A 23,542-nucleotide genomic window follows, 5' to 3' on the forward strand; every position below is an offset into this window, starting at 1 on the left:
TTAAGTACAGATATATTTGCTCATTCATGCGTTCGATCTATTCGGTCGGCAAATATTCAAAGCTATATTGAGTTGCTAAAAATGTTGTTTAACCATACCAAGTTTTTTTATGTTCTTTTGGTGATGCTGTGTTCTTTACAGTTGGTCGCTCAGGAAACCTATCGTGACAATTTTAGCAGTGTATCCTATTCCAACAACAATGGTAGTTCTAACTTTTCTACCAATTGGATAGAAACAGGGGATTCAAATAATGGTCCTGCAAGTCAATATATTAGAATAAGTAGCAACCGATTAGAACTGTATTGGATTTACGGCGAAACTATACGGAGGTCTGCTAATTTGAATGGAGCAGCAACAGCTGTTTTAAGCTTTACATGGCAATCTATTAGTCTTACTGGGGGTAGGGCTTTGGATATTCAAGTTTCGAACAATGGGGGAGCTACTTACTCTTCAGTAGGTACAATTTCAGGAAATAATAATTCAGGAACGTTTAGTCAAGATATTTCTGGGTTTATTTCAGCAACAACTACAGTTAGATTTGCAAAATCTGGATTTAATTGGAATAACAATGATTATGCACTTATAGATAATTTTCAAATAAGCGCAACCTTTCCAGCTCCCATACCTGTAATAGAAGTAGATGATGTAACGATAGATGAAGATGGGGGTAATGCTATTTTTACTGTTAGGCATACGGGTACAAATGCTACAACTCCTTTCACGGTAAATTATCAAACGGTAAATGGATCTGCTTTAGATGGCAGTGATTATACCTCAACATCTGGTATCCTAAACTTTAATGGTACGGCAGGGGATACGGAAACTGTAACTGTCCCTATTTTAAATGATGCAACTATAGAGAATCCTGAAAATTTCACTTTAGAGTTTACACTGGCATCAGACCCTCAAGTAGATATTAGTGACACCGCTACAGGAACTATAATTGATGATGACGCCCTAATAATGACGGATGGAGGTAGTGCTACTACGTGTAGTGATACTTTCTTTGATCCAGGTGGACTTTCTAACTATTCCAACAACCAAGATGTAACCTATACGATATGTCCAGATACGGCAGACACGTACTTAAATATCAATTTTACAAGTTTTGAAATTGTTTCTGGAGATATTTTATATATATACGATGGCAATTCAACGGGTGCTACCTTAATCGGGCAATATGATAGTGCTAATGTCCCAACTTCTATAAATTCGTCAGCAGCGTCTGGTTGTTTAACGTTTAGGTTCGTTTCTAACGGAAGTAATACCGGAGCAGGTTGGGAGGCAGAAATTAATTGTTTTGCTGACGGTCCCATTATTATAATTGAAGATATTACAATAGATGAAGATGTGGGTAATGCAGTTTTTACCGTGAGATCTACGAGAGCGGCCCATGGAAGAAATGTATTCTTATTTGGTTTTGTTGAAGCACCTTTTACGGTAGATTTTCAGACCGTAGACGGATTAGCATTAGCGGGAAGTGATTATACCGCATCATCCGGTACATTAACATTTACAGGTGAATTAAATAATGTTCAGACCATATCGGTACCTATAGCTAATGACGGGGTGCCAGAATTTGCAGAAGATTTTGATATTGTTTTTACTGGAGCAACTGCACAGTATGCCGTTGTAAATTATAACGATTCAGGTAAAGGAACCATAAATTCTCAAATCTTGGCAAATGACCCATTAACCTTATTTCAAGAATTTGATGGGTATTATGATTATTCAACTACTGGGGGAACGCTACGTACAAGCCCTAATGGTGCTAGTCCCTGTGCGGTTACCACATCATCATCCAATAGTTTGGTTTCTCCTGTTCCGGCAACGGCTTCTGTTGAAAGAGCATACCTTTACTGGTCGCATTCAAGTACGGTACGTGATGCAGATGTAACTTTTGAAGGTCAAAGCGTTTCTGCTAATTTTTTATATCAGACATCTTTAGGCAACAGAAACTTTTTTGGGTATGTAAGTGATGTCACTACTATAGTACAAGGAGTATCAGATTTATCCAATAACGTCTTTGATTTTAGTGACCTTACAATTAATAATACAGGAGAATATTGTACTACAAGTACAGTTCTAGGGGGTTGGGCATTAATGGTTTTTTATGAAGATCGTTCTTTGCCGGCCGTAAATATTAATTTGTATCAAGGTTTTGATGGACTTAGTAATGACGGGAACTCTTTTACGTTGGATTCATTTTATGCCATATCGGGAACAGGTGCCAAAGCTTCATTTTTATCATGGGAGGGTGATCCTGATCTGAACGGATCTAGTTCAGGTTCTACCAATCCTGAGGAGTTGTCTATTACCAATCAAAGAAACCAGAATTTTGTGCTTACAGGCGATGGAGGTCAAACAGGTAACAATTCATATAACTCCACAATTTATGACAATACTGTTGGTCCTGTATATAACAATGCGAGTACATACGGTGTGGATTTAGATACGTATGATATTTCATCATTCATAGAACCTGCGGATAGTGAGGTTACAGCAAACGTTGATGTAGGTCAGGATTTTGTGATTTCTGCAGCGGTAGTTTTGAAAGTTCCGTCAAACTTAATTGCAGGTCGTGTTTTTGAGGATGTTAACTACCCAGGAGGTCCAGGTAGAGATCAAGTAGCTTCAGGAGGGGTAGGAATCTCAGGTGCAATCGTTGAACTTTTTGATTCCTCGGGCACTTTCATCCAAAGAAAAAATACGGAGGCAAATGGGAATTACTCATTTGGAGGTATGGCAGATGGCGATTATTTTATAAAAGTAGTGAGTTCAACCGTACGGTCTACCAGAGATAGTGGGGCTAACTGTTCGGCATGTTACCCGGTTCAGACTTATAGGACAGAAACGGCTTCAGGTGGTGGTATAGTAGATATTACGGACGAAGTAGGAGGAGCTAATCCAACTGCTTTTCAAGATGTGTCTTTAGGCGTTATTAATAATGCACAAAGTAGATCAAACGTAGAAGTGGCAGGAAATGGAGTAGTAGGTATCAATTTCGGGTTCAACTTTAATACAGTAGTGAACACAAACGAAGCTGGTCAAGGCTCATTCTCACAATTTATTAAGAATTCTAATGACATTGGTGAAGTCGGTTTGGATATTGAAGCTAATGGTATATTCGATCCTGCAGCAGGTGAGGACACTTCTATTTTTATGATACCTTCCACCGGAGACCCATTAGGTAGAACTGCCGATGCTAATTTTGCTAACGGTTACTTTACTATCACAATGTCAAATTCAGATATTTTTCCTGTAGTCACAGGTGTAAATTCGGTTATTGATGGACGCACACAAACAGCATATTCTGGTAATACCAACGCAGGAAGTGTAGGTTCGGGTGGTACGGGAGTTGGGATTTCAAACACTAGTTTGCCAAATTTTGATAGACCTGAAATTGAACTGTATAGGCCAGGGGGCGATGTCCTTCAATTAAATGGCATCAATGTGGTAACACGTAGTATTTCGGTTAGGGCCAATAATAATGCAGGAATAAGAGTTCAGGGTGGCTCAGCTACCATTTTAAATAATCTTTTGGGTGTAAATGCTTTAGGTGATGCACAAGGTAATATAGATTACGGAGTGGAAGTTACTGGTGGTGAATCTATAGTAGACGGTAATTATATTGCGAGAAATACAGATGCAGGTGTTTTGATAAGCGGAGGTACATCAACGATCATCCAAAATAACCATATTACAGAAAATGGGAACGGTGCTTGTTTCGATAATATCAAAATTAGTGGTGGGTCAGGCATTATAATTCAACAAAATTTAATTGATAGGGCGGCTTCTTTGGGCATTGATGCAGAAGGAATAAGCGGTTCCTTGACAATTACCGAGAATACCATTACCAACTCAGGTCAGGATGGAGGTAACTGTACAGGCGATATTGCTAATGCAGGTATTCGCTTGGACGGAAGCAATTCGTCAATAACAAACAATAGTATAGCTTCTAATGGCGGGGCAGGTGTTGTTTTAAGTGGAGGTAATACCTCAGGAAATCTAGTTTCTAGAAATTCTATTTATAATAACGGAACAGCCAGTCCGGCCTTAGGTATCGACATTGATGTGTCAAACGGACTAGGTGATGGCGTAACCATTAATGACTCTGGCGATGCGGACAATGGTCCAAACGGGGCTTTAAACTTTCCTATAATTACGGGAGCGTATGTTTCAGGAACAAACCTAGTTGTAGAAGGCTGGTCAAGACCAGGAGCTACAATAGAGCTTTTTGCAACCGATATAAACGAAGGTACCGCCGCTGTAGGGGATAATAGGTTAGGAATGACATACGACTATGGTGAGGGACAACGATACCTTAATACCATGGTAGAAGGTTCTGCTTCCGATACGGAAACAAGGGTAACGGCATATACTGATGATGATACTAATACGGATAATATCAACAAGTTTAAGTTCAGTATTCCACTTCCCTCGGGTATCGGTTTAGGTAATACGGTAACCACTACGGCTACATTGGCCAACTCCACTTCGGAATTTTCTCCTTTAAGTGTGGTTAAGGCTTATACCGTTATTACTAACCGTAGAATTACATATAGAGTTAAGCCTAACTAAAACGTTGTAGTTTGTTACCTCAAAAAACAAGGTGTTTGCCATTGTTTTTCAGGTGTATACAACAATTATTTCCGTAAGACCCTTCTCTTCCTAATTTTGTATAAAAGGGTGGTTTGTTTTGATTTTACTAGATAGAATAAAGCGCCTTTAACCAACCGACCATTAAGGATGAAAGAAATGAAATTGTACAAATGTATTTATGTACTAATTTTTCTTGTCAGTACCATTTCGTTTGCCCAAACCACTTTTACGGAAAGTGCAGCTTCTTATGGGTTAGATTTAGGTCAGCGTAAAGATGGCGGTCATGCTTGGGCAGATTATGACAAGGATGGTGATTTAGATGTTCTTGTCCTAGAGAATAATAACAGTGCCAATGTAAAGAGTTTTTTAATGCGTAACAATGGTAACAATACGTTTACCAATGTACAACCTTCATTAGTGCCTGGTATGCTGGGTGACTGGGCAGAGAGGCAGGCTGCTTGGGGAGATATAAATAATGACGGTCGACCGGACTTTATGATCAATTCCTCTGGTAATTCCAATGCTAGGCATGCTATACAGATTTTTATTCAAAATACGAACGGAACTTTTGGTAATGGTGCAGGCGGGACGGCCCCTATTACTATAGGTAGAACAGGAGCTACTATCAATATACCGGGAGTTAACTCAGAAGGAACTGGTTTTTTTGATTTTGAAGGAGATGGGGATTTAGATATTTTCTTCGATAACCATAACATGGGTATTGAAATTTTACGAAACAATTTCATAAACCATACAAATCATACGGTAGTTAACCCAGCGGCAAATGCCTTATTCACGCATATTACAACCGGAAATGGTAGTGGGGTTACTCAGTTTGGTTTAAACCAATTTGCTACAGATGGGGATTATGGTACCGCTGCCGATGTTAATGATGATGGTTGGGTAGATATTTTTATGCGTAAGCGCGATGAAAACGATTTTTTCCTGAATCAAGGGGGGACTTTTTCTAATGGAGCGGATTTAGGCCAAGCAGAGAACAGTAATAAAGGAGGTAACGGCCTCTGGGATTTGGATAATGATGGTGATCTAGATGCTGTATGGACAGAAAATGGTCTAACACAAATTCATAGAAATGATGGAGGTGGTGTTTTTACTGCTTTAGGAGCAGGTTCTTTTCCAGGTTTGCCACAACCCGGCAATATAAATAATGGTAGTTCTGGTGCACGTATAGACGCTTTGGCCGGTGGTGATATTGATAATGATGGCGATATTGACATTATTCTTGTTGGTAATAGCAGAAGTTACCTGTATATAAATCAACTAAACAGTCCTACACCCGCACCAGGAGTTATAGGTAGTGGCTCTGCAATGAATTTTTCTTTGGATTCTCAGCAATTTAATTCGGGTAGAGATGGTGAAGGTACAACTATGGTTGATGTTGATGATGATGGTGATTTGGATATCTATATCAATATAAATAACAGCGCAAACCAACTTTATATAAATAACTTGCCGGCAGCGAATAGAAATAATCACTTATTGATAGATGTTACCGAAGATAGGGGAGCCAATGGTAATACTGGTGGATTTTTAGGTAGGGTAGCTATTGGTACAAATGTATTGATTAGAGACTGTTCTGGAAATATAATTAGTGGATTAAGACAGGTAAACGGTGTATATGGTCATGGTACGCAACAACCAGAAGAAGTACATTTTGGATTACCGTTAGGTGAAAATGAAACCTATATTATAGAAGTTCATTACCCTAATTTTTACGACTCTTCTAGCGGAACAGGCACTTCAAGATTAATAGCTACCGCCATTGCACAGCCAAGTACTATTGCAGGCACAAATCATTACACGCTCACCACTACAGATGCAGAGGCAATAGAAAACCCTAATGCGCCAATTGCAGAAGATGATGAGGTTCAGGTTGCTTATGGCAATTCTGTTTCCGTACAGATACAATTATTCACGAACGATTCTGATGCAGATGGAGATAACTTTTCAATAGAAAGTATTATGCAACCATCTGTAGGTTCCGTAGATATTGATGATGCGGAAAACGGACTTGTAACTTATACCTATAGCGGGGCAACCCCTTTTCCTGGAGAAACTACTTTTGACTATACGATTACAGACTCAACAGATTCTCTTTGTCCTTCCTTAGGTAAGAGTGATTCTGCCACCGTACGTATTTTGGAGCCTTGCACCGATCCAACAGGTATAGATACAGATGGAGATGGTATTAATGATGTTTGTGATTTAGATAATGATAACGATGGTATTTTAGATACCGATGAATGCATAAACTCATCGTCACTTGTTGAAAATGGAGACTTTACAGATTGGATATTCAGTGTGGGGTGGACCGGTTCTGGACAAAGTTGGAATAAGAATGCCAATCGTGCATACTATGCGCAATGGAACGGTGCAGGTACGGCTACTTTTTATCAAACAATTAATGTATCTCCTAATAGTTTAAATACTATAATCTTTGATGTTGGGTCTTTTGCAGATCACTCAGGAGAATCAACACTTGAAGTAAGGATAGATGGAGTTGTTTATTTTACAGAAACTTCCACTCAAATAGCGGTTACTAATGGAGGTAATGCTCAAAATGGAAATGAAACATTGAACATGTCTTCCAGAAGCTTCTCTTTTACACCAACTACAACTACTGTTACATTAAGTTTTGATGGGTCTTCACCAGTAAATAACCATGACCTGTTATATGTGGATAATGTAATACTAGATACTGGCTGTGGGGATTTAGATGGTGATGGTATTGAAGGTATTTACGATTTAGACAGTGATGGCGATGGCTGTTTTGATGCTTTAGAGGGTACGGCAGGTTTGAATTTTTCTGATTTAAACGGAGATGGAAGTATTGCAGGAGCTGTTGATTCCAATGGTGTGCCAACCGCAGTTAGTGGAGGGCAAGGAAAAGGAAGTGCTGCTGATTATACGGTTACCTCAGAGTTGTGTGATGATGATGGTGATGGTGTAAATAACGCAAATGATAAATGTCCGTTTTTTGATGATGCTATAGATAGTGATAATGATGGTGTCCCTGACGGATGCGATGTAGATGATGACAATGATGGTGTGTCGGACTGTGATGAATCTATTGATAGTGTCACAAATGAATTTGCATGGACCTTAAACAATCCTTCTGGAAATTTAGAAATGGATACTAATTATGATTCGAAAATTAATGATTGGGTTTTAAGTGATACTGAAACAATGGTATTGAACGGTTCAAAATTTACAGTATCAGGTAGTAATATTAGAATAGAACCTTTTACATCTAATACAAAGGGAGAGGCTATTCAAAATGGAGATTATATAGAGGTCACATTTACAACAAATGCAGAAGTGGCATCAATGCAATTAAATAATATCCGTTCTGGCTGGTATTTACCAAACCAGGGAGATTCTTATTATTCGGCAACGGCATATACCATAACCGGGTCCAATGTTTGGCACACTTTATCTACAGATGTATTGCATACGGACAATGGTTCGTCTTATGCCAGTTTTCAGCATTTAGACACTGCGCCCGTATATTTAACGGCAAATACGCAATATTCATTTCGGTTTTATGTATACGGCCAAATAAATGACTCTTCGGAAACATATTCTATTTTTGATGATGTAGCTTTTGGTATTACAGCTTGTAGAACTGGAAATTTAGATGGCGATGCAAATCCTAATCATTTAGATGATGATAGTGATGGTGACGGTTGTAATGATGCGAATGAAGCCTATGCAGATGTTACTGCCGATGGAGATAATAACGGAATGTATGGCTCAGGTAGCCCAACTGTAAATTCAGATGGTTCTGTAGTAGGGGCGTCATATGCTACACCTGCAGATGAAGATACAGATGGGAATTATGATTTTTTACAAACAGGTTCCGCACCAACAATAACAACACACCCAAGAACTGCGGATGCTTGTCCAGGAGGTTCAACTACGTTTACGGTGGTAGATACCAATGGAAATACATATCAATGGCAACAATTAATTAGTGGTTCATGGACAGACTTATCAGATGCTGGAATTCATAGCGGAACAGATACAGATGAGTTAACGATTACAAATCCAACGCTTTCTGATCATGATAAGAGGTATCGTGTAATAGTTTCCAATTCATCTTATGTATGTGATAATAGTATATCTGATCAGGCAAGATTAAGGGTTAGGGTACCTTCTGCAGATGCAGGAACGGATCAAACTATATGTGATGGAGAATCGGCTACACTTACGGCCACAGCTTCAGGAGGTAGTGGAAGTGGTTATACGTATCAATGGAGTACCGGTGAGACCACCCCAACTATAACAGTTTCTCCCGCGGGAAGTACAAGCGGAAATGTAAACGTAGACTATACGGTAACGGTAACAGATAGTAATGGCTGTACAGGTTCGGATACAGTTAGGGTTACAGTAGAGCCTACACCAAGCATTACGGTAACTAGTTCGCCAAGTTGTAATTTTAGATTGTTTCAGCCCACAACATATACTTTTGAAGTAACGGTAAGTGGTGGCACAGTAACGGCTACTGATGGTACGGTAACAAATGTTTCCGGTAATGTTTGGAGAATTGCAGATGTGCCAGATGGTACAGATGTAGTGGTGACCGCTACCCAAGGTAATTGTAGCCGAGATATACCGGTAACGGCACCAAATTGCGTTTGTCCGGTTGTAGACCCCCCAACAAATGATGGGAATGAAGCATATTGTCAAGGAGATACGGTTCCAGAAATATCGGCAAGTACAAATGGGGGAACTCAAACTATTGATTGGTACGATGCCGCATCAGGTGGAAACTTATTGCAAAATAACAGTTTAACGTATCAACCCTCAACGGCAGGAACCTATTATGCAGAGGCTAGAAATACCTCAACAGGTTGTGTGAGTGGAACAAGAACAGCTGTAACCGTTACAGAAAATACACCTCCTTTAGCAAATGCGGGTGCAAACCAAACCATGTGTGATGGAGGCTCCGCAACATTATCGGCATCAGCATCTGGCGGTAGTGGCTCCGACTATACTTATGTCTGGAGTACAGGAGAAACTACACCAACAATAACGGTAAGTCCGGCAGGAGACCCGAGTGCGAACTCAACAGTAACGTATACGGTAACTGTAACAGATGCTAATGACTGTAGTGGTTCAGATAATGTAAACGTAATTGTATATTCTAACCCAACAGTAACGATAGATACTACAGATGCTACCTGTGGTTTAGATAATGGTTCAATCACTTTTACTTTCCCTGATCACCCAAATAGAACGGGTATTAAGTTTAGTATAGATGATGGGGCAAATTATACCAATGCATCCGATAATATAGGAAGTTATACATTTTCAGATCTTCCCGGAGGTACGTATCCTTTATGGGTAAATTGGGGCAACAATGCATGTCCCGTAAGCTTGGGCGATTATGTAATAAACACAGTTTCAGTAGTAACGTACACGGTGCAACCTACCAATCAGACCGTGTTTGCAGGTGATGATGCTACATTTACTTCAAATGTAACAAATGCAGATACCTACCAGTGGCAAGTCAGTGTTGATGGGGTCAGTTATAATAATATAGTAAATGATGCAGCCCATTCTGGAGCCCAAACTTCAACCTTGACAGTTATAAATGTTGATAAGCAAAAAGAAGGGTTTTCTTATAGGGTTTTAGCATCTAATTCTGCGACTTCTTGTGCCGCAATTTCTTCCAATCCTGCATTGCTTTTTGTTCGGATTAAAACGGTAATTACTAATAGAAGAATAACTCATAGAGTTAAAAAAGATTGATTTTTTTTCTTCTGATTTTCAAGCTTGTTTTAGAGTGAAATTTTAATGTTTTTGTATGTTTCAAATCAACTCTTTTTTCTAGGGTTAAATGGCTCTGTTTTGTCAAATCTCCGTTTTTAGATGCTTTGTAAATCAGCGATATAATTGGACTTATCGACGATCAGCACGAGAAAAAAATAAACCTAGCCCTCATTTATTCGTACGTATACAATAAGAATTAACACTTATACAACAATTATTTTCAATTGCTAACACTAAGGTTAATTTTGTAAAGTGTAATTGGATCATTCTCAATAGGATTGGTTCAACACAACCCAAAAAACTGAATAACTTAACCAAATTTTGACATAGGTTTTATTTTCAAAAACCAAATGGCATTTAGGATGTTGGATCATCCTCTTCACCATACCTAAATGCACTTCTAAAGTGCAATGTCCAGGGGCGGAATTCAGATATATTTTTTTGGAATAAATAGTACACTGCGTCTAAGGTTAGTTCGCACGGTAATTATAAAGATTTTGAACAATACGGTTTTAAGTAAAGTAATGGTCATGAAAAAAATAAGTATAATCTTAGTTTTCCTAATCTCCGGATTAGCATTTGCACAGACTACGGTCAATTTAGAGGACCAATGTAACTGTGAGGTGCTTAGCGGTACCGATGTTACTGCTCCAGGATTATCTACACCGGCGGGAGCTGATATCGGTGATATTTACGTAAATACAGATACTGGGACTATCTATTTTTGGGATGGTGATACTTGGGAGCTGACCTCTTCCGATGATCAGCAACTTCAAAACTTTACTTTTGATGGTTTAAGCGGAGAACTTACTCTTACTCTTGAAAATGGAGGTACGGCATCAGTCATTCTGCCGGTAGAGACCATTACTACCTTAACGGCAACGGCGGCTACAGGAAATGCTATTGGAGTTTATGAAAATGAGAACGGTGATTTAGTCACAATTAATGAAACTATTACAAATATTAGTGATGCTGGTGATGGGAATATAACGCTTACGAATGAATCCGGGGCAACGGTTACAGTAGCTAAGTCAGATGTTACAGATTTGGGAGGTGGTGTATACCAATTTACAAATGGAGACGGTACAGATGTCACAATTGATACTAATGGAATGGCAATTAGTAATACAGTATTAGGCAACCGTATTGCAACTGTTACTGAAGCAGACGGGTCTACTACTGATATTAATGAGACCATTACCGATATTACTGGAACGAGTAATTCAGGAAATGAAATCGGTGTATACCAAAAGGAAGACGGCACAACGGTTTCCATTCAGGAGAGTATCGTACGAATAGAAGATAATAACGACGGTAACATCACTTTGGTGGATGAGGCCGGAACAAGCGTCACGGTTTCCAAATCGGACATTACGGATTTGGGAGGCGGACTTTACCGTTTCACCAATGGTGATGGCACGGATGTGGATATCAACACGAACGGAATCGCCATCACGGATGTAATTGCGGGTAACCTGATTGCCACGGTAACAGAGGCGGATGGAAGCGTTACAGAAATTGACGAAACCATTACCGATATTACTGGGACGAGTAATTCAGGAAATGAAATAGGTGTTTACGAAAAAGAGGACGGCACAACGGTTTCCATCCAGGAGAGTATCGTACGAATAGAAGATAATAACGACGGTAACATCACTTTGGTGGATGAGGCCGGAACAAGTGTAACAGTTTCCAAATCGGACATTACGGATTTGGGAGGCGGACTTTACCGTTTCACCAATGGTGATGGCACGGATGTGGATATCAACACGAACGGAATCGCCATCACGGATGTAATTGCGGGTAACCTGATTGCCACGGTAACAGAGGCGGATGGAAGCGTTACAGAAATTGACGAAACCATTACAACATTGTCTACAGCTGACAATGTTACTTATACCTATGCCTCGGAAAATGGTACTTCAACTAGTTTTGATGGTACGGATGATCAAGAAGCAACGGAAGTCAATTTAGCGAATCCATTAGATGTTGATGGTGATAGTGTAGATGAAACTACAGTGGAAGAGGCTATTATTGATTTAGCAGCTAATGCTAGTGACAATCAGAATTTGACAGGTGCCACTTTAAGCGGAACAAATCAACTTCAAATAGATATAGAAAGAGGTAGTTCTGCAAATGTAGATTTATCATCGCTTGTAGAAACGGTTATTGCAGGAACAGGGGCCATTTCCGTAACTGATGACGGAAATGGAAACTATACAGTTAATTCTACCGATCCAGACGAAGATGAAACAAACGAACTTACTTTAATTGATAGTGGAGCACCAACAATAACACCTTCAAATGCAGGGGTAACGTATGTTGATGATGTTGCCGGACAATTATATGTTTTTGATGGTACGAACTGGAACCAAGTAGGAGGTAACGCCAGTCCTGATTTGGATGGTGACCCGAACAATGAGATTCAGGATGCAACAGAAGTAGCTTTAAATACGCCTTTTGACGTTGATGGGGATACAGTTAACGAAACTAACGTTCAAGAAGCATTGGAAGATTTAGCAAACAATGCCAGTGATAACCAACAAGTAAGTAGTGCGGTCGGAACACCGAACGAAACAGTGGATATCGATTTAGAGCGAGGTGGCTCAACAACGATAAATATTCAAGATGCGGATTCCGATGCAACGAACGAGATTCAAGATGCTACGGAAGTTGCTTTGAACGTTCCTTTTGATGTAGACGGAGATACGGTAAATGAAACTACAGTTCAAGAAGCTTTGGAGGATTTGGCCAATAACGCTAGTGACGACCAAACGTTGAGTACCAATGGAAATCCTGGTAATGTTAGTATTTCTGAAGGAAATGCTATTAATTTAAATGTTGATGATGCGGATTCAGATGCAACAAATGAAATTCAGGATGCAACAGAAGTAGCTTTGAATACGCCTTTTGATGTAGATGGAGATAGTGTAAACGAGACCAACGTACAGGAAGCTTTAGAAGATTTGGCTAACAATGCCAGTGACGACCAGCAAATAACGAGTGCTGTAGGAACAGCAAACGAAACGGTTGATATCGATTTAGAGCGAGGTGGTTCGACTACAATAAATATTCAAGATGCGGATTCCGATGCAACGAACGAGATTCAAGATGCTGCGGAAGTAGATTTGGCAACTCCAATCGATGTAGATGGCGATACGGTGAATGAAACTACAGTTCAAGAAGCTTTGGAGGATTTGGCCAATAACGCTAGTGACGATCAACAAATAACAAGTGCAGTCGGAACAGCAAACGAAACAGTGGACATCGATTTAGAGCGAGGTGGTTCGACTACTATCAACATTCAAGATGCGGATTCCGATGCAACGAACGAGATTCAAGATGCTGCGGAAGTAGATTTGGCAACTCCAATCGATGTAGATGGCGATACCGTAAATGAGACTACAGTTCAAGAAGCTTTGGAGGATCTGGCCAACAATGCCAGTGACGATCAACAAATAACAAGTGCAGTCGGAACAGCAAACGAAACAGTGGACATCGATTTAGAGCGAGGTGGTTCGACTACAATAAATATTCAAGATGCGGATTCCGATGCAACGAACGAGATTCAAGATGCTGCAGAAGTAGATTTGGCAACTCCATTTGATGTAGACGGAGATACAGTGAATGAAACTACAGTTCAAGAAGCTTTAGAGGATTTGGCCAATAACGCTAGTGACGATCAACAAATATCGAGTGCTGTAGTAACGCCAAACGAAACAGTAGATATCGATTTAGAACGAGGCGGTTCTACAACGATAAATATTCAGGATGCGGATGCCGACCCAACTAACGAAAACCAGACAGTTTCGCAAGGAACAGGAATTACGGTAAACCAATCGGGACAGAACTTTGAAGTGGTGAATGCTGCCCCAGACCAAACGGTAACTATTACGGATGGTGGTAGTGGAAATGTTGTTGTAGGTGGTACATACCCTAATTTAACGGTGGATGTTCCTTCTTTGGATGATGACGATGCCGACCCAACAAATGAGCTTACATTATTAGGTAATGGCTCTCCAACGGTTACACCAAGCAATAGTGGGGTAACGTATGTAGATGAGGTTGCTGGACAATTATATGTTTATGATGGTACCACATGGAATGCGGTGGGAGGCAATGCAACTCCGGATTTGGATGGCGACCCGAATAACGAAATTCAGAGTTTAACTTCAACGGACGGTTCCGTAACCTTGACGCAAACGGGGAACGATTACAACCTTTCCGTAGCAGCTGCCGATGGTACAGAAACAGCGGTCGAATCGGGCAATGCCAATATTACGGTAACAGGAGATGGTTCGGCAGGAAGCCCTTATCAAATTAGCAGTGTGGATTTAGATGAGCAAGATGCCACAGAAGTAGCTTTGAATACTCCCTTTGATGTTGATGGAGATAGTGTAAACGAGACCAACGTACAGGAAGCTTTAGAAGATTTGGCTAACAATGCCAGTGACGACCAACAAATTACAAGTGCTGTAGGAACAGCAAACGAAACGGTTGACATCGATTTAGAGCGAGGTGGTTCGACTACAATAAATATTCAAGATGCGGATTCGGATGCAACAAACGAGATTCAAGATGCCACAGAGGTAGCATTGAACACTCCAATCGATGTAGACGGAGATACCGTAAATGAGACTACAGTTCAAGAAGCTTTGGAGGATCTGGCCAACAATGCCAGTGACGACCAGCAGATAACAAGCGCTGTAGGAACAGCAAACGAAACAGTGGATATCGATTTAGAGCGCGGTGGTTCTACAACAATAAACATTCAAGATGCGGATTCAGATGCAACCAATGAAATTCAAGATGCTGCGGAAGTAGATTTGGCAACTCCATTTGATGTAGACGGAGATACGGTTAATGAAACTACAGTTCAAGAAGCTTTGGAGGATTTGGCCAACAATGCCAGTGACGACCAACAAATAACGAGTGCTGTAGGAACAGCAAACGAAACTGTAGATATCGATTTAGAGCGCGGCGGTTCGACTACTATCAACATTCAAGATGCGGATTCAGATGCAACGAACGAGATTCAAGATGCCACAGAGGTAGCATTGAACACTCCAATTGATGTAGATGGCGATACCGTAAATGAGACTACAGTTCAAGAAGCTTTGGAGGATCTGGCCAACAATGCCAGTGACGACCAGCAGATAACAAGCGCTGTAGGAACAGCAAACGAAACAGTTGACATCGATTTAGAGCGAGGCGGTTCTACAACGATAAATATTCAAGATGCGGATTCGGATGCAACCAATGAGATTCAAGATGCCACTGAGGTAGCTTTAAATACACCAATCGATGTAGACGGAGATACTGTAAACGAAACTACGGTTCAAGAAGCTTTAGAAGATTTGGCCAATAACGCTAGTGATGACCAACAAATAACAAGTGCAGTCGGTACTGCCAACGAAACAGTAGATATTGATTTAGAGCGAGGTGGTTCGATTACTATCAACATTCAAGATGCGGATTCGGATGCAACCAATGAGATTCAAACGTTAGCCTCAGCAGACGGTTCGGTAACCTTAACTCCTTCTGGAAACAACTACGATTTATCGGTAGCTGTTGCCGATGGTTCTGAAACAATTGTGAATGGAGGAGGAATAAATACAGTTACCGGAAACGGAACATCTGCTACACCTTATGTAATTACAGGAACGGAAGTGGATGGAGATATTACAAATGAACTTACGTTTGTAGATGCCGGTACACCAGCTGCAACAGGAACTACAGGAACAAACACTGGAGAAACGTATGTAGATACGTTAACAGGACAATTATATGTTTATGATGGTACTGCATGGCAACAAGTAGGTGGAAACGCCAGTCCTGATGCAGATCCAGATCCGACCAATGAAATTCAGACTATTACTTCAACAGATGGTTCTATAACGGTAACCCCATCTGGAGATGATTATAATTTAGCCGTAAATTTCCCTGCAAGTAGTGATGATCAAAATCTTACGAGTGCTATAGTTGTACCAAACCAATCCGTAGAAATACAAATAAATGATGGTACAAATACTACAATTGATATAAGGGATGCTGATGCAGATCCTACAAACGAAATAGAATTGCCTTCAGGTGGTAACAACGGACAAGTACTTTCAACTGATGGTACGGGTATATATTCTTGGATTGATCCTGATACAGGCCCACAAGGCCCAGCAGGTCCACAAGGTCCGGCAGGAACTACTGGTACGGCAGGAGCGGACGGTAATGATGGAGCTGACGGAACAAATGGAATAGATGGAACAAACGGTGCCGATGGTGCTCAAGGCCCACAGGGAATCCAGGGTGAGACTGGTCCACAAGGTATTCAAGGAGAAACAGGTCCGGTTGGTCCAGCAGGAGCCGATGGAAATGATGGCGCTGACGGAACGAACGGTACTGATGGTGCCCAAGGTCCAGCAGGAGCCGATGGCGCCGATGGTGCTGACGGAACAAATGGAATAGACGGAACGAACGGTGCCGATGGAGCGCAAGGTCCACAAGGTATCCAAGGAGAAACAGGTCCACAGGGTCCAGCAGGAGCCGATGGTGCTGATGGAAATGATGGTGCTGACGGAACAAATGGAATAGATGGAACGAACGGTACTGATGGAGCGCAAGGCCCACAAGGTATCCAAGGAGAAACAGGTCCACAAGGCCCGGCAGGAGCCGATGGTACTGACGGAACAAATGGAATAGACGGAACGAACGGTGCCGATGGTGCCCAAGGTCCACAGGGTATCCAGGGCGAAACAGGTCCGCAAGGCCCAGCAGGAGCCGATGGAAATGATGGCGCTGACGGAACGAACGGTGCCGATGGAGCCCAAGGTCCACAGGGAATTCAAGGTGAAACAGGAGCACAAGGTCCGGTTGGCCCGGCAGGTGCCGATGGAAATGATGGCGCTGACGGAACAAATGGAATAGACGGAACGAACGGTGCCGATGGAGCGCAAGGTCCACAAGGTATCCAAGGAGAAACAGGTCCACAGGGTCCAGCAGGAGCCGATGGTGCTGACGGAACAAATGGAATAGATGGAACGAACGGTACTGATGGAGCGCAAGGCCCACAAGGTATCCAAGGAGAAACAGGTCCACAAGGTCCAGCAGGAGCCGATGGAAATGATGGTGCTGACGGAACGAACGGTACTGATGGTGCCCAAGGTCCACAGGGAATCCAGGGTGAAACAGGTCCGGTTGGCCCGGCAGGAGCCGATGGAAATGATGGCGCTGATGGAACAAATGGAATAGACGGAACGAACGGTACTGATGGAGCGCAAGGCCCACAGGGAATCCAAGGCGAAACAGGTCCACAAGGTCCAGCAGGAGTCGATGGAAATGATGGCGCTGACGGAACGAACGGTGCCGATGGAGCCCAAGGTCCACAGGGAATTCAAGGTGAAACAGGAGCACAAGGTCCGGTTGGCCCGGCAGGAGCCGATGGAAATGATGGCGCTGATGGAACAAATGGAATAGACGGAACGAACGGTGCCGATGGAGCGCAAGGTCCACAAGGTATCCAAGGAGAAACAGGTCCACAGGGTCCAGCAGGAGCCGATGGTGCTGACGGAACAAATGGAATAGATGGAACGAACGGTACTGATGGAGCGCAAGGTCCACAAGGTATCCAAGGAGAAACAGGTCCACAGGGTCCAGCAGGAGCCGATGGTGCTGACGGAACAAATGGAATAGATGGAACGAACGGTACTGATGGAGCGCAAGGCCCACAAGGTATCCAAGGAGAAACAGGTCCACAAGGTCCAGCAGGAGCCGATGGAAATGATGGTGCTGACGGAACGAACGGTACTGATGGTGCCCAAGGTCCACAGGGAATCCAGGGTGAAACAGGTCCACAAGGTCCGGTTGGCCCGGCAGGAGCCGATGGTACTGATGGAGCTGATGGAACAAATGGAATAGATGGAACGAATGGAGCCGATGGAGCCCAAGGTCCACAGGGAATTCAAGGTGAAACAGGTCCACAAGGTCCGGTTGGCCCAGCAGGTGCCGATGGAAATGATGGCGCTGATGGAACAAATGGAATAGACGGAACGAACGGTACTGATGGAGCGCAAGGCCCACAGGGAATCCAAGGAGAAACAGGTCCGGTTGGTCCAGCAGGGGCCGATGGAAATGATGGTGCTGACGGAACGAACGGTACTGATGGTGCCCAAGGTCCACAGGGAATCCAAGGAGAAACAGGTCCGGTTGGTCCAGCAGGGGCCGATGGAAATGATGGTGCTGACGGAACGAACGGTACTGATGGTGCCCAAGGTCCACAGGGAATCCAGGGTGAAACAGGTCCGCAAGGCCCAGCAGGAACTGATGGAAATGATGGGGCAGATGGAGCAAACGGTACCGATGGTGCCCAAGGTCCACAAGGTATTCAAGGTCCGGTCGGCCCAGCAGGTGACCCTGCAACAGATGATCAAACATTATCAACTAACGGTAATGCAGGTCATGTGGCAATATCTGGCGGTAATGCTATTACTTTAAATGTAAACGATGCGGACTCGGATCCCGCAAATGAATATAATACCGGCTTTGCAGTTGTTGGTAATAATTTACGGTTAACAGATGGTGGTGGCTCTAGAAATGTTCCATTATCCTCTTTGGGAACCGATGATCAATATGACGATGAGGTTCCGCTTAGAACAGCAATCGATGTTGATGACGCCGGTAAAAGTGCGGCGCAGGGATATACGGAAGAAACGAACGTTCAAGAGGTAATTCAAGCTATAGCTCCAATTACATCTAAGGCAGCTAGAATTTTCTATCCACCGTCTATTGAGGTTGATGCTTCAACAAATGGAACAGGAAGAACTATAGACTTACACGCTCAATACGTAGCACAATTTGGTTCTCCAATGGTAGCTAGTAACGCTGCACCAGCGGCTATTCCAACGTATGCTAACACGGAGTTGTATTACTATGTGACTTTTTACGATACGGCCGTTTTTGACAATGTATCCGTTAATGCTTCGGGAGTAATGACCTATGATGTCATTGCCCAACCAGCAAGTTATAACTCATTGATCAATGTAGTTTTTGTAGTAAAATAATCTAAACGATAACCAATCGATTTGAAAGCAAAATCTACATATAAAAAACTTGTCCTCAGTTTGGTTTTTACCATTCTGGGGCTTGCCATATCCAACGCTCAGTATTTATTGAGGGCACCGGATGATACTGCAGAAGAGACCAGAACCAATTTCAGATGGTACGAGGCGCAAGATACAAGCACGATTTTGAGTACGGATTCTTTTTTAGAAGTTACTGATCAGGGGATTTATTTCGCTACTTATGACGGCACTTTATGTGGTAAGAATGCAACAAGTTATTTTATAGTAACCAACTGTAATTCTCCATACAATGAGGTGACTCTAGATATTAGTGATAATACGAATAATCTTTCAGCGGGAGCATCGGTCAGTTGGAACCCTCCTTTACCAGGTGATCAAAGTGCACCAATGGTAATTGCCACACAAAATGTAGAACGTTATATAGCAACCATTACAAAAGCGGGCAATTCCAAAAATTTACCAAGCTTCACTGTGGTATGTATTGATGAATCGGCTATTCTTGTTGATGATTTAATTACTGTTGATGAAGATAGTTCGGTTATTGTAGATATTTATGATAATGACAGCGAACTTCCTACTGAAGGCACACTTACTGCGACTGACCCAACAAATGGTTCGGTTACAATTGATAATAATGGAACACCAAATGACCCTACAGATGATATTGTAACCTATATTCCAGACCCGGACTATAACGGTCAGGATACATTCACCTATACAGTTTGCAACATTTTTGGAGATTGTAGTACGGCTACGGTTACGGTAGATGTGCTTCCAATTTTAGATACTATTGATGATAGTGTAGCAACAACTGAGGATACCCCTATTTTATTAGATATTTTAGGGAATGATAACGATATACCATCCATAGGAACCTTAACAACAACCAACCCTAGTAATGGAACAATCACTCTAGATAATGGAGGAACGCCTAATGATATATCAGATGATACGGTGACCTATATACCCAACGAAAATTTTGATGGTAGCGATTCGTTTACGTATACAGTTTGTGATACAGCGGGTAATTGTGATACAGCTACGGTAACTATTTTAGTGTCTGATGCTACTGATTTGGATACGGATGACGATGGAATCTTAGATAGTTTTGAAGACTTGAATCTAGATGCTGATAATGACCCGTCTACACATCCAACGGATACGGACAATGACGGTATCCCTGATTATCTAGATATTGATAGTGATGATGATGGTATTCCTGATAATGTAGAAGCTCAAACTACGATCGATTACATTGCTCCAAGTGGATTAGACTTGAACGGTAATGGTGTAGATGATGCCTATGAAAACAACGGATTGTTGGGTATTATTCCAGAAGATACAGACGGAGATGATTTACCGGATTATGTTGACGATGATAGTGATAATGATAATATACCAGATCGTATAGAAGCACATGATCACAACAGAGATGGTATTCCTGACGTTACTTTAATAGGTTCTGATAAAGATCGAGATGGTCTTGATGATGGCTATGAAGGTGAAACGGCTATTGATTTAGATGTCAATGATGAAATTAACGATCCGTATAATGATTTACCAAACACAGATGGTGATGGCGAATCTGATTACAGAGATACGGATGATGATGATGACGGTATACAGAGTAAAGATGAAGATACCAATATTGATGGTAATTATGCCAATGACGATATAGATGGTAATGGTATTCCTGAATACCTGGAGCCTAATGTAGAGGAAGATCCTATTGAAGTGTTCAATGTAGTAACACCTAATAATGATGGAGCTCATGATGTGCTTACGATTACAGGTTTGGAAAACTATCCGGATAACTCAATTAGAATCTATAATAGATGGGGTGTTCTGGTCTACAATACACAAGCTTATAATACGGAAGGAAATGTATTTGATGGAACCTCTCAAGGTAGGGTTACAGTTGATGCAGATAGAAAGTTACCAGTAGGAACCTACTTTTATATTTTAGATTACAAAGATGCTAAAGGAGAACAACAAACTCTTTCAGGATACATATATATTAACAGATAGCAGTAACGATGATCCCAAATCTCAGAAAAACCGCTCGTAAACTTGGTGTAATGCTTGCCCTATTATGTATGGCAACCGTTCAAAATACCATTGCACAACAAGATTCTCAGTATACCCAGTATATGTATAATACCGTAAGTGTAAATCCCGCGTACGCAGGTTCGCGAGGTCATATCAGTACCGCTCTTTTGCATCGTTCGCAATGGGTTGGACTTGATGGAGCACCTACAACGCAGACTTTTAATATACATTCTCCCATTGGGTATAGAGGTGTTGGTTTGGGCGCATCTATTGTGAATGATAAAATTGGACCTACTTCAGAAACTTACATAGATATAGATTTTTCATATACTGTTTATACCTCTTCAGAAGGTAGATTGAGTTTCGGTTTAAAGGGGAGTGCCCATCTATTGGATGTTCGTTTTTCGGAGCTGAATCAATTTACTACGGATACAAGTTTACAGAATGATATAGAGAACAAATTTTCGCCTAACGTGGGTGCCGGAGTGTATTACCATGATGAAAGGTTTTATGTAGGTCTTTCGGTACCACGTATATTACAGACCGTTCATTTTAAAGATGGTCCAACACCTTCCACAGCCAAAGAACAGATGAATTTTTACCTTATAACAGGCTATGTTTGGGATTTAAATGATAATACAAAATTTAAACCCACATTGCTTACTAAATTGGTAACGGGTGCGCCACTACAGGTAGATATTTCGGCAAATTTTATGTTTAGTGAAAAGTTTATTCTTGGGGCTGCATATCGTTGGGATGCCGCGGTAAGTGGTATGGTAGGTTTCAATATATCCAAAAAATTCTTAATCGGTCTTGCATATGATCGTGAAGTTACTGAATTAGGAAAAGCAGTTTACAATTCAGGGTCTTTTGAGGCTATCTTAAGGTATGATTTCATTAGCACCAAAGGCAACTTAAAATCTCCTCGATTCTTTTAGAACCGATTCTAAAGAAGCAATTGTTGTCGCAATAAAACAACTTTCCATAATTTATCACCCTGTTCACAATATACTAGTTTAAAGATGTTATTTTTGCTATTGAAGCAAGTCTTTAATTCCCCTAAAGAAAAATAGTAGTATTGAAAGAAGAACAAGTAATCTTGGTAGACCAAGAAAATAATCAAATAGGTACAATGCCAAAAATGGAAGCACATGAGAAAGCTGTGCTCCATAGGGCATTTTCCGTTTTTGTAATGAATGATAAGGGCGAGACCATGTTGCAGCAGAGAGCGTCCCATAAATATCATTCTCCCCAACTATGGACCAACACCTGTTGTAGTCACCAACGTGAAGGCGAAAGTAATATAGAAGCAGGTAAAAGAAGGTTGCAAGAAGAGATGGGTTTTGTAACGGAACTCAAAGAACTTTTCTCATTTATTTATAAAGCCCCTTTTGATAATGGTCTTACGGAACATGAATTTGATCATGTAATGATGGGCAGTTATATTGGTGAACCCCAAATAAACCCAGATGAGGTAGCAGATTGGAAATGGATGAAACCTGAGGATGTTAAAAAAGACATCGCCAAGAATCCGGATACCTATACGGCTTGGTTCAAGATTATTTTTGAAAAGTTTTATGATCACATAGGTCAAAATTCAACAAAAGATGAAAGTAAAGGTTAGTAGAAAGGCCCATTTTAATGCCGCTCACCGTTTAAATCGTAAAGAGTGGAGCGATGCTAAGAATTCTCAGGTTTTTGGCAAGTGTAACAATCCTAATTATCACGGTCACAACTATGAGTTAGTAGTGAGTGTTACGGGTAAAATAGACCCAGAGACTGGTTTTGTAATGGACATGAAGGTTTTAAAAGACCTAATAGAAGAAAAAGTAGAAGACGCCTTAGATCACAAAAACTTAAATGTTGAAGTTCCAGAATTTAAAGATGTTAACCCAACCGCAGAGAACATATCTATAGTAATTTGGAATAAATTGAGACCTCATATTAATGAAGATCATGAGCTTGAGGTTGTACTTTATGAAACCCCCCGAAATTTTGTTACCTATTCCGGTTAAACCGAA

Annotated in this window: 7 protein-coding genes; all 7 read left to right on the forward strand. The window is 41.3% G+C overall.

From position 1 onward, the window contains the following. Window positions 1-81: 81 nt before the first annotated feature. Window positions 82-4,581 (forward strand): beta strand repeat-containing protein, encoded by a 4,500-nt coding sequence (locus tag IWC72_RS11515; protein ID WP_194529848.1) that lies wholly within the window; start codon window positions 82-84, stop codon window positions 4,579-4,581. Window positions 4,582-4,758: 177 nt separating this feature from the next. Next, on the forward strand, window positions 4,759-10,377 hold the full coding sequence (locus IWC72_RS11520; protein WP_194529849.1) for an Ig-like domain-containing protein: 5,619 nt from the start codon (window positions 4,759-4,761) through the stop codon (window positions 10,375-10,377). A 551-nt stretch (window positions 10,378-10,928) separates the two neighbouring features. Continuing rightward, entirely contained in the window at window positions 10,929-19,451 is an 8,523-nt protein-coding gene (locus IWC72_RS11525) for a hypothetical protein (protein WP_194529850.1), read from the forward strand. A gap of 21 nt (window positions 19,452-19,472) precedes the next feature. Next, window positions 19,473-21,500: an Ig-like domain-containing protein gene (locus IWC72_RS11530; protein WP_194529851.1), complete on the forward strand. Its 2,028-nt coding sequence runs from the start codon at window positions 19,473-19,475 to the stop codon at window positions 21,498-21,500. Between the two features lie 8 nt (window positions 21,501-21,508). After that, window positions 21,509-22,459 carry a PorP/SprF family type IX secretion system membrane protein gene (locus IWC72_RS11535; protein ID WP_262893480.1) on the forward strand — a complete coding sequence of 317 codons (951 nt, stop codon included), beginning with the start codon at window positions 21,509-21,511 and terminating at the stop codon, window positions 22,457-22,459. A gap of 140 nt (window positions 22,460-22,599) precedes the next feature. Then, entirely contained in the window at window positions 22,600-23,145 is a 546-nt protein-coding gene (idi, locus tag IWC72_RS11540) for an isopentenyl-diphosphate Delta-isomerase (RefSeq protein WP_194526343.1), read from the forward strand. Beyond that, the gene (locus IWC72_RS11545; RefSeq protein WP_194526344.1) at window positions 23,129-23,536 is read left to right on the forward strand and encodes a 6-pyruvoyl trahydropterin synthase family protein; all 408 of its coding nucleotides are present in this window, start codon (window positions 23,129-23,131) and stop codon (window positions 23,534-23,536) included. The genes idi and IWC72_RS11545 overlap by 17 nt, the downstream gene beginning before the upstream one ends. Window positions 23,537-23,542: the final 6 nt, after the last annotated feature.

Source organism: Zobellia roscoffensis (assembly GCF_015330165.1).
GTDB lineage: Bacteria > Bacteroidota > Bacteroidia > Flavobacteriales > Flavobacteriaceae > Zobellia > Zobellia roscoffensis.

What these genes read in the sequence shown, in the direction of transcription:
- IWC72_RS11520 (WP_194529849.1), top strand. Translation starts at nt 4,759, where the DNA reads ATGAAATTGTACAAATGTATTTATGTACTAATTTTTCTTGTCAGTACC.
- IWC72_RS11545 (WP_194526344.1), top strand. Translation starts at nt 23,129, where the DNA reads ATGAAAGTAAAGGTTAGTAGAAAGGCCCATTTTAATGCCGCTCACCGT.
- IWC72_RS11515 (WP_194529848.1), top strand. Translation starts at nt 82, where the DNA reads ATGTTGTTTAACCATACCAAGTTTTTTTATGTTCTTTTGGTGATGCTG.
- IWC72_RS11535 (WP_262893480.1), top strand. Translation starts at nt 21,509, where the DNA reads ATGATCCCAAATCTCAGAAAAACCGCTCGTAAACTTGGTGTAATGCTT.
- IWC72_RS11525 (WP_194529850.1), top strand. Translation starts at nt 10,929, where the DNA reads ATGAAAAAAATAAGTATAATCTTAGTTTTCCTAATCTCCGGATTAGCA.